This is a genomic window from Streptomyces sp. NPDC054786 (assembly GCF_053611685.1).
This window is the reverse complement of record NZ_JBSHAW010000005.1, coordinates 83296-96233: the sequence shown is the minus strand read 5'-3', so window position 1 is coordinate 96233 and position 12938 is coordinate 83296. Positions and strand designations below refer to the sequence as shown.

14 protein-coding genes are annotated in these 12938 nt (G+C 70.6%); 5 read left to right on the top strand and 9 right to left on the bottom strand.

Features of this window, described 5'->3' with window-relative positions; translation table 11 throughout:
* Window positions 1-84: 84 nt before the first annotated feature.
* Complete coding sequence (locus ACWGI6_RS06205) at window positions 85-696, bottom strand: flavodoxin family protein (protein WP_453266390.1); 612 nt, start codon at window positions 694-696, stop codon at window positions 85-87.
* Between the two features lie 529 nt (window positions 697-1225).
* On the opposite strand from ACWGI6_RS06205, the gene ACWGI6_RS06200 reads away from it, so the two are divergent.
* Window positions 1226-1525: a hypothetical protein gene (locus tag ACWGI6_RS06200; RefSeq protein ID WP_453266389.1), complete on the top strand. Its 300-nt coding sequence runs from the start codon at window positions 1226-1228 to the stop codon at window positions 1523-1525.
* Window positions 1526-1929: 404 nt separating this feature from the next.
* On the opposite strand, the gene ACWGI6_RS06195 is transcribed toward ACWGI6_RS06200, so the two are convergent.
* Window positions 1930-2895 (bottom strand): GlxA family transcriptional regulator, encoded by a 966-nt coding sequence (locus tag ACWGI6_RS06195; protein WP_453266388.1) that lies wholly within the window; start codon window positions 2893-2895, stop codon window positions 1930-1932.
* Between the two features lie 113 nt (window positions 2896-3008).
* Here ACWGI6_RS06195 and ACWGI6_RS06190 point away from each other — a divergent pair, with 113 nt between their 5' ends.
* Window positions 3009-3305, top strand: coding sequence for a putative quinol monooxygenase (locus ACWGI6_RS06190; RefSeq protein WP_453266387.1), 297 nt, complete (start codon window positions 3009-3011; stop codon window positions 3303-3305).
* A 157-nt stretch (window positions 3306-3462) separates the two neighbouring features.
* Window positions 3463-3774, top strand: a complete 312-nt coding sequence (locus ACWGI6_RS06185; RefSeq protein WP_393905100.1) for a DUF4326 domain-containing protein — start codon at window positions 3463-3465, stop codon at window positions 3772-3774.
* 160 nt (window positions 3775-3934) lie between these two features.
* On the opposite strand, the gene ACWGI6_RS06180 is transcribed toward ACWGI6_RS06185, so the two are convergent.
* Entirely contained in the window at window positions 3935-4333 is a 399-nt protein-coding gene (locus tag ACWGI6_RS06180; RefSeq protein ID WP_453266386.1) for a DUF3662 domain-containing protein, read from the bottom strand.
* Window positions 4334-4481: 148 nt separating this feature from the next.
* Between ACWGI6_RS06180 and ACWGI6_RS06175 the strand changes: the two genes are divergently transcribed.
* Both ACWGI6_RS06175 and ACWGI6_RS06170 read left to right on the top strand, forming a co-directional pair.
* Window positions 4482-5048 carry a GNAT family N-acetyltransferase gene (locus ACWGI6_RS06175; RefSeq protein WP_393905241.1) on the top strand — a complete coding sequence of 189 codons (567 nt, stop codon included), beginning with the start codon at window positions 4482-4484 and terminating at the stop codon, window positions 5046-5048.
* A gap of 189 nt (window positions 5049-5237) precedes the next feature.
* A complete protein-coding gene (locus tag ACWGI6_RS06170; protein ID WP_453266385.1) occupies window positions 5238-5675 on the top strand; it encodes an HIT family protein in 438 nt (145 codons plus the stop codon).
* Window positions 5676-5694: 19 nt separating this feature from the next.
* Here ACWGI6_RS06170 and ACWGI6_RS06165 read toward each other — a convergent pair whose 3' ends face one another.
* From ACWGI6_RS06165 to ACWGI6_RS06140, 6 genes are read right to left on the bottom strand one after another with little or no spacing between them, the layout of a single operon-like run.
* Window positions 5695-6114 (bottom strand): hypothetical protein, encoded by a 420-nt coding sequence (locus tag ACWGI6_RS06165; protein ID WP_453266384.1) that lies wholly within the window; start codon window positions 6112-6114, stop codon window positions 5695-5697.
* The gene (locus tag ACWGI6_RS06160; RefSeq protein WP_453266383.1) at window positions 6111-7739 is read right to left on the bottom strand and encodes a hypothetical protein; all 1629 of its coding nucleotides are present in this window, start codon (window positions 7737-7739) and stop codon (window positions 6111-6113) included. Before ACWGI6_RS06160 ends, ACWGI6_RS06165 begins: the two co-directional genes overlap by 4 nt.
* A gap of 14 nt (window positions 7740-7753) precedes the next feature.
* Window positions 7754-9013, bottom strand: coding sequence for an OmpA family protein (locus ACWGI6_RS06155; RefSeq protein WP_453266382.1), 1260 nt, complete (start codon window positions 9011-9013; stop codon window positions 7754-7756).
* On the bottom strand, window positions 9010-9912 hold the full coding sequence (locus ACWGI6_RS06150) for a hypothetical protein (RefSeq protein ID WP_453266381.1): 903 nt from the start codon (window positions 9910-9912) through the stop codon (window positions 9010-9012). The genes ACWGI6_RS06155 and ACWGI6_RS06150 overlap by 4 nt, the downstream gene beginning before the upstream one ends.
* 30 nt (window positions 9913-9942) lie before the next feature.
* Complete coding sequence (locus tag ACWGI6_RS06145) at window positions 9943-12258, bottom strand: hypothetical protein (protein WP_453266380.1); 2316 nt, start codon at window positions 12256-12258, stop codon at window positions 9943-9945.
* Window positions 12255-12863, bottom strand: coding sequence for a toll/interleukin-1 receptor domain-containing protein (locus ACWGI6_RS06140; RefSeq protein ID WP_453266379.1), 609 nt, complete (start codon window positions 12861-12863; stop codon window positions 12255-12257). Before ACWGI6_RS06140 ends, ACWGI6_RS06145 begins: the two co-directional genes overlap by 4 nt.
* Window positions 12864-12938 lie beyond the last annotated feature (75 nt).

Genomic DNA, 12938 nt, shown 5'->3' with positions numbered 1-12938 from the left:
TCCGTGCGCGGCACCACCGGCTCCTGACGGCTGTTCATCGGGTCCCCCTCCCGGTCGCAGCTGCCTCGGTACGGGTCGTGGAGGTCAGGCGGAGACCTCGTCGAACCCGACGGCTGCGCGGCCGGCCCGGTGCACATGGGCGGTCTCGGCGATCCGGCGGCCGAGTGCCTCGGCGGTACGCAGATCGCTGGCGCAGGGGGTGACATCGGCCCCCTCGTCGTTGTTCGACTGGGACATGGCGCCCAGCCAGCTGCCGAGCCGGTTGAGGTCCTCGGGGCTGCCGGCGGAAGTGTTCCAGCCGCCGTACTCGGCGAGACCGACCCAGATCATGCCGTGCTGAGCGGCGAACAGCGTGATGTCGATCAGCGCGTTGAGCTTGTCGCCCGCCATGTTGCCGCTGTTGGTGAAGCCACCGGCGATCTTGTTCTTCCAGCGCATGTTGTCGCCCCAGACCTGGCTGGTGGCCTCGACGAAGGCACGGAAGACGGCGCTGCTGCCGCCCATGTAGGTCGGTGTGCCGAAGATCAGCGCGTCGGACTCCTGCAGCACCTCCCACAGTTCGTCGTTCAGCTCGGCGAGGGAGACCAGGCGTACCTGGGTGTCGGGAACCTTCTCCGCACCGGCCGCGACAGCCGCCGCCTGCTTTGCGGTGTGGCCGTATCCACTGTGGTACGCCACCGCAACCTTGATCTGCATGCTTCTCCCCCACCCGGGATCAATACGATGTTTAGCTTTCACTAAAGCTGTCCAGAAAGCTTTAGGTGCTGGTTACGCTATCCATGCCCGCGCTTCCAAGGCAAGCGCCTCCGGACAACACCCTGAAAAGAACAGGTAAACCGGCAGGTCGGAATAGTTCACCCGGCCACCTCCGCTTCTCTTCGCCGGGCGACCGCACACGGCACCGCACGCCCCGTCACCACGGCCGATACATCGGCGACTTCGGCCCTGCCGGACGAAATCGGGCGCCGCGGCACACTTCACGATCAGACGTACACGGTCGCCATGGCGAGACGCTTCTTCGTCAAATAGCTTTTCGGCCACGGCAGTTCACGCCCACCGGGCGGCGGCCGGGGGGCCGGGCGTACGAGAAAGAGGGCAGGTAGCCCCCCGTCGCGCTACATGTGACCCACGTCACACGACGACGTGTCATACAGCGAAGGGCCCTCATCCGTATGCAGGGTGACGGGCTCGCAAGGGGTCCCTCGCAACGGGGAAAGGACATCACGTGCGTAACAGGCGAATTCTCACCACTGCGCTCGCTGCCGCCGCGCTCACGGTCGTCGGGCTGGGTGGCGCCGCTCAGGCCCACGCCACCACCGGAGCCGAGGCCGCCGCACCGGCCGCGCTCCACACCCAGGCCAAGCCGATGGACGGCCCGCCCGGAACGGTGTGGACCGGCAAGAAGTTCTGGACTCTCAGCGGCTGCCAGGCCGCGGGCACCGACCTGGTCAGCAGCGGCAAGTGGGCCGATCCCTTCTGCGACGGCGGGGGCCTCCAGTGGGACCTGTGGGCCCGACCCCTGTAAACCCTTCGCCGCTTCCGGCAGCTCACGGGTAGTCGCAGCCGGCAATCCCGAGTCGGGCGGTCCGTCCCCGCGCGAGTGGTGCGCGGGGACAGGGGGATGACCGCCCGGTCGGTCGCGGGGGGGGCGGCTGATCGGTCGCGGGGGACGGCCGGTCGGTCGCGGGGGACGGCCGATCCATCACGGGGGACGGCCGGTCGGTCGCGGGGGACGGCCGATCCGTCACGGGGGACGGCCGATCGGCCCATGGGGGACGGCCGATCGGTCACGAGGGAGGCGGCCGTCCGGTCGGCCACGGGAGGGGGACGGCCGCCCGGTCGGCCGCGAGCCGAGAGGGCTGCGCGGGTACGGAGCCCCTCACCGGCCCTGACACGAGGTCGGCCGGGTGGGCGGCACGGGGCGTGCGGTCACACATCCGGACCGCGGAAGGTCCCCACCGTCCTGCCCGTGAGCCGACGCAGCAGGACGCGGAGGGTGTTGGCATGCTCGTAGCCCACTTTGCGGGCGATGGACTCCAAGGTCAGTTCGGTGGTCCGCAGCAGATGTGACGCCTGCTCCACCCGGACGTCCTGCACGAAGCGCACCGGGGAGGTGCCCAGGGTCCGTTGAACCGTGCGCTGAAGGGTGCGTTCGCTGACGCCCAGGTCGTGAGCGGCCTCGCTGATACTGATCGGCTGGTCCAGACGCGCGCGGACCCAGCGCTCGAAGGCCGACACCAGCGGGTCGCTCTGGGCGAGGGCGCTGGGGATGGTGTACGCCGACTGGGACGGCCGTTCGTCGACCACCAGGTAGCGGGCCACCAGGTCCGCCAGCGCGGGGCTGCTCATCCGTACGACGGCGAGCGCCAGGTCGACATGACCGAAGGCGGCACCGGCCGTGGTGACACCGTCCGAGGTGATCACCATGCGGGTCTGGTCGACCTCGACCGCGGGGTAGCGGGTGCGGAAGACCGGCGCCAGCCACCAGCTCGTGGTCGCCCGCCGCCCGTCCAGCACGCCGGACTCCGCCAGCAGAAAGGTGCCGGTACAGGCCGAGGCGAGGGGGGTGCGATGCTCCCGTGTGGTGGCCAGCAGCCGTCGTAGCGGGGCGGAGGCGGTGCCCGAGACATGCTCGATGAGGGATTCGGGGCGTCGCTCGGCGAGTGCCGGCAACAGCAGCAGATCCGCCTCCGCCGCCGCACTCACCGGTGCGGTGTTCACGAGGTGTCCCGCTCCCGTGCGCACCCGTCGCCGGAACCCGATGGTGGTGACCGTCCATGCGGGCGGCGGTTCCGCCAGCTCCCCGCGCATCGCATTGGCGCCGTCGAGCACATCGAGGATCGCCGCGAGCCCGGAGTCGAAGACGCCGTCGTAGGCCAGCACCGCTACATCCATGTCGGAAACGCTATCAGGAGCGTCGTTTACGACACTGTCGTGGGTGCGGTGCACAGCCGTAGGTTCGGTGTGTGCCCAACGGAGGGCACACACCGAAACAAGGAGTCACGCACATGAAGATCGGGCTGCTGGCACGCATCGAGGCACAGCCGGAGTACGCCGAGCAGGTCGCGGCGCTGCTGGGCGACGCGCTGGAGCTCGCGCGGCAGGAGGAGCACACCGTCACGTGGTTCGCGTTCCGCGAGGACGCCACCACGTTCGGGGTCTTCGACACCTTTCACGACGAGGAGGGCCGGACCGGTCATCTGCAGGGCCGGATCGCCGCGGCGCTGACACAAGCGGCAGGGACCATGCTCCGCTCGGCCCCCGACATCCGTCCCGTCGACCTGCTGGCGGTCAAGCTCCCCTGAAAGCCGGCCGGTCCCGGGACCACACCACCGGAAGAGAACGACAGATGACACAGTCCACGGTCCACGCGCATCCGCCCGGGGCGCTCGCACGAGGCGGCCACGACCCGCACGCGGCCGTCGCACTGCCGGATGCGGTCGGCGGCATGAGGATGAAGGCATGAAGCGCACGACGGTCGTCAACCTCAAGGGCCACCGGGACGACCCGGAGTACGCCGACGTGGTCTATGTAGGGCGGGCGATGAACCGTGGCGGCTGGCACCTCAAGGCGTCGCCGCTGGCCAGTCCGTTCCGCCCGGGCCGGGACGGGTCGCGCGCGGAGGTCCTGGCGAAGTACCGCGCCTATCTGCTGGAACGCCCCGATCTGCTGGCGCTCCTGCCGGAACTGCGCGGACGCCGGCTCGGCTGCTGGTGCCTCCCGGAGCCCTGCCATGCCCAGGTGATTGCCGAGATCGCCGATTCGACGGAGTAAGGAGTCCGATGGGACGCGGAGGGGCCGGGCCGTTCTGAGGCCCGGCCCTTCGCTGCCAGCACCACGCACCCATCGATGTCCGTAGTACGCACCCCTCAATTCGGCAGACCACTGCGGTTACCCGGCGCTCTCCCCCGGATCAGGTGACAGCGGCTTCTGGTCACCCTCCTCGGGGACCTGCGGCACCGACGGGGATGTGCGCGAGGGCCGCGCTCGATATGCGGTACCGCCCGTTCGGCACCTCGGCGGCGGCGACGTGGACGGTGAGCGGGCCGGCCCATTCGTATCCGCGCTCGGCGGCGTGCCGGTCCAGCACGTCGGTCAGTTGCCGTCCCATCTGCCCGCCGCGTGCGGCCAGTTCATCGTGCACCTCTTCCGCGAGTTCGACGGTGTAGTCATTGGGTACGAGGACGCGGTGCTGGCTGCAGACGACCGCACGGTCGTCGCACTCCTGCCGTAGCGCGTCGAACAGCTGGACCGGGTCGGTCCGGAAAATCTTGGCCAGCAGCGCGCTCTCGCAATCCTCCACCGCACGTTCCCAACGCCTCAGCAATCCCATGGAGATCGTCTGCCCTGGGCCGACGTGCACATGCAGCGATGAGGTCGGCCCTCGATCGTCCACGGCCCACAAGAGACCAGGTGCGGCCGGTCACAGGAAAACCCTTGGCCCCCCATGCACGGGCAGTCACAATGGATGGGTGCCGATCATGACATTCCCGGAAGCCGATGTCCCGCCCGCATTGCGTACGCAGGTGGCGGAGCTGCGGGACGAGGCCTGGCCACCGGACTCCCCTTCGGCGCCCGGCACGTTCGCCCACGACCCTGCGTTGCGGCCGGTGTCGATGCTGCTCGTCGACGGTGCCACGGTGCTCGCCGCCCTGGACATCCTCACCAAGCAGATCGTCCATGACGGAGAGCGCTACCAGGCCGCGGGGCTGAGCACGGTGGTGACCCGTGGCGCCGCCCGCGGCCAGGGCCACGGCCGCCGTCTGGTGACGGCGGCCCGCGAAGCCATGGCGGCCATGAACCTGGACGTCGGCCTGTTCACCTGCGACCGCCCGCTTCAGCCCTTCTACGAAGGCGCGGGCTGGCATCAGCTGCCCGGCGCGGTGCTCGTCGGCGGTACGCCTCTGGCCCCCTTCCCCAGCGACCGCCCCGGCTTCGACAAGGTCACCATGGCCGGCTTCTTCTCGCCCCGGGGCCGGCGGCATCGTTCCGCCTTCCCGCACTCCCGCATCGAGGTGTACCCGGGCGAGATCGACAAGCTCTGGTGACGAGGACCGCTCGGACCGGGAACACAGCGTTCACCCGGCGGGAAGAAGACGAAGCCGCTCACGACCGGATTCCATGGTCGATTATTGATCCAGCGGACGGGGTGCTCGACGGCCCGGCGGTATCTGTCCGGCCAGCCCGTCCCGGTACGACCGGCCCGACCGGTCCGAGCAGCCCCGTGCGGAGGATTCATGGTCAGTCATGGGGAGTTCCGCGAGGTGACCGGTGACGCGCCGGGCGCCTGCCCGCGAAATCCGCGGACTTCCCGCGCTCAGCGGCCGGGGTGCCCCTTCTGCCTCATCGTCCGGGGCCAGGCACCGGCAACGGTGCTGCGCGAGTGGCCGGAGACCATCGCCATCCGGCCACGCCACGGAGGGGTCACCGACGGACATGTGCTGGTCATCCCCAGGGTGCATGTCGCCGATGTCGCCGAGGACCCGGAGGTGTCCGCGACCACCATGCTGCGCGCGGCCGAACTCGCGGGAGAGGCCGGGGACTGCAATGTGATCACCTCACGCGGTCCGTCGGCCACACAAACCGTCCGCCACCTTCATCTCCATGTCGTCCCGCGTGCCGACGGCGACGGTCTGCTGCTGCCGTGGACCGCCGCCCGGCCCGCGGGGAGATGACCGCTGCCGTCAACAACACTCAGGCGAGAAAGATGACCGTCATGGTGTCGATGGCGACCAGGACCCCGTAGGAGAGCAGCATGGTCCTGGACAGCGCCACATCACGCCACGGCACCCGGTCGCCGTACTGCTCGGCGTCCATCGTGAACGGCATCACCTGCGGGGTACGGCGGTCGGCGACCCTTTCGTAGAGGGTGCGGAACCTCCGCTCCTGGCGGAGGTAGTAGCTGTCGAGCAGCCAGAATCCCGCCGCCAGTCCCACGGCGACCGCGGCCGTCTTCCAGCTCGGGCCGCGGGTGGCCACCGCGATGAAGGCACCGCTGACGGTCATGGCCCAGCTCTTGACGAGGAAGGAGGTATTGGCATGACGGGCGATCACGGCCTGGAGGAACTCCAGGTGTTTCACTTCCTCGGGGCAAAAGCGCGGTGGCACGGTCACCCTGCCGTCCCTCCTTCCGCACCCGGCGGGCTGTCCGCGGCGACGTGACGGGGCTCCGCCGGTGGTGCCGTGGGCTCACCGGGTGGCCGGTCAGCCTCGGGAATCCGGTGCTCGTCGGGTATGTGGGCGCCGTCGGCTGTCCCGGCCTCGCCGGCTGCCGGGACCGCGCCGGGTACCTCGGCCTCGCCGGGTATCCCCGCCTTGTCGGCCACGGGGGCCTCACCGGCCACCGGGGCGCTCCCGGGTGTCGCTGCGTCGGGTTGCTCCGCGGGCTGACCGGGGGACGCACGGAACTGTCCGTTCAGGTCATCGGCGATGCCGCCGATGCGGTCTTCCAGCGGCTCGGGGGCGTAGCGGACGAGCACGGTGTAGGCGTGATCGAGGAGTTCGAGACGGGCCCTGGGCGGTGTGGGACGGAGGGGCGCCCGGTCGTCGGTGGCCGGGGCGGCGCCGTTGTGTGCCGGGGTGGGGTACGGCCAGGCGGGCATGGTGAGCGGAAAGTCGTGTCGGCCGGCGACGCCGGTGCGGGCGCGCTCCTCGACGATGCGGATACATGCCTCTTCGAGCGTACGGTGGGCTTCGCTCGCCGCCGCCTCGACGGTGGCACGCAGCCGCCACCAGGTCTCGGTGTGCCCCACCAGCCTGCGCCGTGCCTCCGCCAGCAGTTCCTTACCGCGTTTCTCCGCCGCGGCGACGGACCGTTCGGCCTCCCGGTCGCTGTCGGCACAGGGGTTGTGGGCGAGCACCTTGACCACGATCGCGGCGGTGCTGAGCACCAGGGTGAGGATGATGACGGCGCCCTGATCCGGTGCCAGGTCCACATGCTCGCGTACCGCGTCGGCCGCACGCATACGGGCCCAGATGCCGACCATCGTCAAGATGGCCAGGGCGAAGAGCACCGGGCCTGCCGCGTTCGGCCAGGGCAGTTCGCCGGCTCGGCGCCGCTCCGTACGCGGGCTCTTGGGCCAGATCGCTTCGCGCAGTGCGGCGACCGGACCGCGGTGGGTCCGCTCCAGCGTGCGGGCGGTCCGGGTACGCCGCCGGAAGACGGACTCGGCCAGCAGACTGCCCGCGGCCAGCAGGCAGACGGCGACCCCGAATCCGGGCAGGTACGCCAGGTGGTAGGCGAGGGCTTGATCCTCGCCGAGGCCGAAGAACCGCTGCATCAGGGTGCCGATGAACATCGTGTCGAAGGCCACCCCGGCCACCAGGGTGGGCCACAGCAGACGCCGCCAGAGCACCGGCCGACGGCGCAGGCTCTCCGGCCCGTCGTCGGCATGCCGGGCGCGCAGTTCCCCGATGTGCTCCTGGGCCTGCTGGGACGACCGGGCGACGGTGAACCGCTCGGCCGCTTCGATGGTGGTCTGCGCCTCCTGGAAGGTACGGGCGACCGCGGTTGCCGCGGTTCCGAGCCCCGGCTGTGCCGCGGTCAGTACGGTGTTGGCGTCGGTGAAGGCACGCATGAGGGCGGCCTGTTCCCGGTTGTCGGTCTGGTCCGCCGGCCGGGAGGACGGTCTCTTCTTGACGTCCAGTCCGACGAAGGAGGGGTCACTGCCGGGACAGTCGACCGCCGCCTGATAGCGGGCGGCCGGTCCTGGCCGGTGCTTTCCGTTGGTGGTGTTCATCGCTGCCCGCAACCTCACTTTCTGATGATGTCGATGTCGACGCGTCGGTCGCACTGGAGCCTGTCCTCGGCCGTCATCCGGCCCGCCGCGGTGGGGGCCGGCTTCGCGCACCCGGTCGGCAGGCCCCGGCCGTGTGCCGTCACCCGCGTCACCCCGAGCCCGGTCAGGACCTTCCGCACCGCGTTCGCCCGTGCCTGCGACAGCTGTTGGTTGTTGTCCGGCCGGCCGCGCGGGTCGACATAGCCGAAGACGGCGACCCTGCTGCCGGGGGTGGTACGGGCTCTGACCGCGACATCGTTGAGCAGCGGCAGCGCCTGGGGGCGTACGACGGATGAGCTGGTGTCGAAGAGTGCGGCGCCGGGGAGTTGGTAGGTCTCGGGCCGGTCGTTGGCGTAGTCGACCACTGGGTCCTGCGGCGGCTTCTTCTGCGGCGCGCGGTGTCCGGCCGTGCCGATGGCCGTCGGGGCAATGGTGCAGGAGGTGCCCGGGGCGGCCGTGTCCGCGGCACGGCACAGTTTGCGCCACAGGGTGTTCAGCCATGTGCGCTGGGCCGCCGTGGGAGCGGGCTGGTCGGCGGCCGGCTGGCCCAGTCCGGCGAGCGTGAGGTCCACTCCGGTCAGGGACGGTGTCTCGTCGCGGGCGGCGCAGACCCGGGCGATGGCGTTGCTCTCGCTCGTGTCCCGGAACGCGGCCCCGCGCAGATCGGCGCAGCCCGTGGTGGAGAGCCCGTCGGTCAGTACGAGAAGGCTGCGGTCGCCGGATGCGGCCTCCAGTGAGGAGACGCCTGCCGTCAGGGCCGCGAGGACGTTGCTGCCACCGCCCTGGGGGACGGCGCTTTCGGCCTTGCCGACGAGGCCGGTCAGGCAGCCGACCGCTTGCTGCTTTCGCTTCCGCTGATTGATGGTGTTGTCGTTGTTCGTGGCCCAGTCGGTCGAACGGTCCTTGGCGAGCCAGGTGATCTGCGCCGAGTCGCCGCTGAAGCTGCCCACCGAGACCGTGTCCTTGCGCTCGGCCACCGCCGCGAGGAGCGGGCCGACGCTGTGGGCGTAGTCGCGTCCGGTGGCCGTGCCCCGTACGGAGGCGGAGGCGTCGACGAGGACCACCGTTCGGCCGGCGGGCTCCACGGGTTCCTTCATCCAGGCGCAGGCGTCCAGGCGTGGGGAGTCGCCGCATGCGCCGATGAGGCCGGCCATCAGCACCATTCCCAGGGCTCCGGCGAGGGGCGCTGCGCGGCGGCGCCCGGGCCGCGGTGCTGCGGTGTCCGCGCGGTTCACGGGGCCAGCTCCTCGACGTCGGTCACGGTGTCCACCCACGAGAAGGGGCTGAGTCCCATTTGGCGGCAGAATTCGCTCAGTGCCTTGTCGTAGGCGTTGGCGTACTCGAACAGGCCCACCTGCTCGTGGTGCTTGGTCGCGGCCGTGAGGACATCGGCGAGCGCCTCGGCCCCGTTGCGGCGGGTGTTCTTGAGCGCCTGCATGACCTTGAAGAAGTCCTCGTCGGCGAGTGCCGCGGCGAACGGCACCAACAGCCGCCGCTCGGCCGGGCCCAGGGTGCCGAGGAGCTCCAGTTCGCGTATCACCTGCAGCCAGCGCTCGGTGCGCGCCTGCACCTGTCCCGCCTTGAGCTCACCGAGGCGGTGCTCCTCCGTCAGTCTCACTTCGGCGAGGTGGAAGGGCAGCACATGTTCGCGCAGGGCCGGGTCGATACGCATCCGGACCGACGGCCGGCAGCGGATCAGGCCTTTCTCGTCGTTGTAGCACCAGCCGCCGCGCAGCTCCTTGTTGACGGCTTTCTCCGCGGCCACCGGATCGCCGGGATCACAGGTCCGGGCGATGGCCCAGGCGCGTCGCAGCAGCTTGCCCCGGGCTGCCTCCTCGTGGATCGCCGCGCGCTCGCGCAGGGTGTCCAGCGTCATCTCCCGGCTGCTCCAGCGGAAGTGCGGAACGAGTTCAAAAGCGAACACATCCCCGCGGGCCGCCACCGACAGCGCATCGTCGCCCGGTGGCAGCTCCACCCCCACCTCGGCCCGCGCCGCCTGGCCGGCAGCCGAGGTGTCGGGGGTCTCCGTCTCGTCGACGGGCTCGGGACCGTCGACGTTCTCCGCCTCGTTCTTGCCCGTTACCCGGCGCCACCAGTTGCGGAGCCTGGCGCGCAGTCCTTTGCGCTCTGTCATGGTCGTTCTCCTCTTGTTGCGGGGTGTCGGTCAGGACACGGAGTCGGTGGCGAGGCCGCCGCGGGCCGGCTGGTGACGGAGCCGGCGGATGGTGCGCGAGTCCGGATGGCGGCCGGCCCACATACCGAGGTAGAACCCGGCACGCAGGGACAGCGGCCGGGCGCAGATGCGCGGTACGAGTGCCTCCAGGAAGGCGGCGAGTTCCTTGTCCGCGTCCCCTGCGAGCAGCCAGCGCCGCAGCAGATCCCAGGCGCGTGCCGAGCTGTCCTTCCCCATCAGGGCATGGCGCCAGAGGCGTACCAGGGCATCGGCACGTTCCTGGTCGGTCATGGCGGTGTCGGCCAGTACGGGCCGGTCGCGTCGGTCCGGGCCGGCGCCGTAGCGGCTGAGGATCAGCAGGGTGCGGATCGCGTGCCGGTTCAGATGGTCGTTGTCCGAGGTGATCCAGCGGTCCAGGGCGTCGGCCGTCGGGCCCGGGGCACCGGCGAGATAGAGCCAGGACATCGAGAAGGCCACCGAGCTGCTGAACGCCAGTTCCGGACGGGTGCCCAGTTCACGCAGCGCCCAGAGGGTGTCGGGGACGTCCTGCGCGCCGACCAGGGTTCCGTACGCCCGGGCCGCGCTGTCCTGGAGCTGCCACCGGGGGCTGCTCAGCCAGCTTCTGATCTGGCCGCGTACCCGGTCCACCAGCCGGGGGTCGTGGGCCGCCATCTCCAGGGCCAGCGCGGCGGACTGGCGATAGGCCGCGGACTCGCCGGCCCAGTGCCGGATCAGGTCCCGGTAGACGCTGTCGAAGTCATGGCTGAGCAGGATCCCCGCGATCTGCGCGGCACGGACCCGGATCCGCTCCAGCGGGCCGGCGACCAGCGCCGTCAGCCACTCCCGCAAGGGGTCGCGCAGACTGTCGTAGTCGTGCCAGACGACCTCGATGACGGCGTGCATCAGCTCCTCGTCCACCAGCCTGGCGCGGCGGGGGTTGTCATCGGCGCGGCCACCGGGCGTGGTGTCCGCGGAGGCGCGCATCTCCTGCGGGATCAGCTGGTCCAGTTCCCGCTCGAAGACGTGGTTGGTGGGCGCCGGTTCGCGGGTCTCGTAGCGCGGCAGGACGGTCGCGCTGAGGACCTGGCCCGCCTCGAAGACATCGGAGAGCGGATGGCCGTGGAAGAACGCATAGGCGATACGGAACGCCTGGCGGTGCGGATCGAGGACCGGGCCCTGCGAGGTCTCCGCGGGGACGTGCAGCAGCTGTTTCGCCAGCCGGCGCAGCCGGTCACGCCATTGACCGATGACGTCGCTGAGGCTGGTGTCCTCGGAGTGGACGCTCTGCGCCAGGACCTCCGCGAACTCCACGACGCTGCGTACGGACGGGGCCCCGTCGAGGGTGCGCTGCACCTGCTGTGACTCCAGCATCCGGGTGAGGAACGCCGTGGTGTGCTCGGATGTGCAGTCCTGCTGGGCGCAGACGCCGGGGTGCCCCGCGAGCAGTCGGCGCAGGTGCACCGCCAGGACGTCGCCGAGGGCGGGGCGCCGGTGCTCGAAGGCATGGGGCCGCAGCCGGTCGGGGTCCACCGGGCCCGTTTCGCCGATGACGACGAGGAAGGCGCGCTGTTTGCGGGCGAGATGGCCCAGCGTTTCGAGCGTCGACAGCTTCAGTGGCTGGTCGTCCAGGTCCACCACGAAGCCGCCCGGGGTGAGCAGTTCGTCCGCACGCCGGCACAACGCCTGGAGGATGCCCGGGGCCTCGCTGTGCAGGATCTTGATCCGGTCGTCGGGACAGCGGCCGGCGAGCAGTGTCAGTGCCGTGGACTGGCGACCGCTGCCCGGCTTCCCGGCGAGCACCAGGACGTGCTGTGCCGCGAGCCGGGCGCTCATCTGTGCCTGCTGATCGACGTCCTGATGGGAGTCCAGTTGCTGGGCGACGGTCAGCGCGGAGACGCTCAGCACCTGGATCTCGATGCCGGTGTCTCCGCCGATGGTCAGCTGCTCGGCGTAGAAGGCGGAGCCGCTGCCATGGGCGACGGCACTGCGCTTGAGCTTGTTCAGGGCGTTCTGCTGCCGGGCCTGCTGGTAGCGGGTGAAGTCGCCGCCGTCGCCGGTTTCGCGCCGGGGAGCTGCCCGGCCGGTGTCCTGGGCCGACGGGCGGCTGTCGCCGTTCTTGGCTGCGGCTTGCCCGTTCGGGGCGCTCGCGGCGGTGGCTTCGGCGGCATCGGACGGTGGGGCCGCTCCCGGCTCCACCGGTTCGGCCGCGCTCTGTGCCGGTTCGTCCGGGGTGGCGGACGAGAGGTCCTCACCCGGTATGTCCTCCGGCGCGGCACTGTCCGCGCCGGGCTGTTCGGTGTCGCTCACTGCTGCCCTCCGCTCTTTGGGTCCCGGTTCTCGTGGTACGTGGAGTTGCCGCCGTAACTGACGGCGCTCCTCTTGTGGATGACGTCCCCGCGCGCCTGGAGGGGCCCGCCGGCGGGTGGCGCCGGCTGCTGGGCCGTCCTGCTCACCGGTACGTGGCTGCGCAGGGCCTCCGTGATGACGGGGAGGTCGAGATGCGCGTACGGCACTCGCAGATGCAAGACCTGACGTTCCGCCAGTTCGCCGATAGCGGCGGGCAGTTGGCTCCTGGAGGGCAGCACGGCCGCATCGATCAGCACGGGGATGACGGTCTTGCGCCACTCCAGTGCGCAGCGGATCTCGTCGTGGACGTAGTCACCCGGTACGTCGATCCGGCGCCGGCCGTCGTCGTCGCGCAGCGCGAGCCAGTTCGGGCCGATGAGGACGAGGAGAACCCCGCAGCTTTCGAGGTGCCGCCACAGGTCGGGCGGAAAGTGTGCCCCGGCCGGAATGGCGCGGCGGTCCCGGAAGACGTTCTCCGGGCCGAATACGTCCTTCAATTCCTCATCGAGCAGGACGGCTGCTTCAGCGCCGTCGCCGGTCCGGTAGTTGATGAAAACGCCGGCCATGATGTTCTGCCTTTCCTCAGGATGACAGCGGTGGATTACGGCAGCCGGGTGCTGCACGGGCCGCTCGGGCTGTCG

Coding starts and splice junctions, on each gene's coding strand:
- ACWGI6_RS06195 (WP_453266388.1), bottom strand. CDS start 2,895: ATGGATGTAGCGGTGCTGGCCTACGACGGCGTCTTCGACTCCGGGCTC.
- ACWGI6_RS06170 (WP_453266385.1), top strand. CDS start 5,238: ATGGTCAGTCATGGGGAGTTCCGCGAGGTGACCGGTGACGCGCCGGGC.
- ACWGI6_RS06185 (WP_393905100.1), top strand. CDS start 3,463: ATGAAGCGCACGACGGTCGTCAACCTCAAGGGCCACCGGGACGACCCG.
- ACWGI6_RS06190 (WP_453266387.1), top strand. CDS start 3,009: ATGAAGATCGGGCTGCTGGCACGCATCGAGGCACAGCCGGAGTACGCC.
- ACWGI6_RS06160 (WP_453266383.1), bottom strand. CDS start 7,739: ATGAACACCACCAACGGAAAGCACCGGCCAGGACCGGCCGCCCGCTAT.
- ACWGI6_RS06175 (WP_393905241.1), top strand. CDS start 4,482: ATGACATTCCCGGAAGCCGATGTCCCGCCCGCATTGCGTACGCAGGTG.
- ACWGI6_RS06140 (WP_453266379.1), bottom strand. CDS start 12,863: ATGGCCGGCGTTTTCATCAACTACCGGACCGGCGACGGCGCTGAAGCA.
- ACWGI6_RS06205 (WP_453266390.1), bottom strand. CDS start 696: ATGCAGATCAAGGTTGCGGTGGCGTACCACAGTGGATACGGCCACACC.
- ACWGI6_RS06180 (WP_453266386.1), bottom strand. CDS start 4,333: ATGGGATTGCTGAGGCGTTGGGAACGTGCGGTGGAGGATTGCGAGAGC.
- ACWGI6_RS06150 (WP_453266381.1), bottom strand. CDS start 9,912: ATGACAGAGCGCAAAGGACTGCGCGCCAGGCTCCGCAACTGGTGGCGC.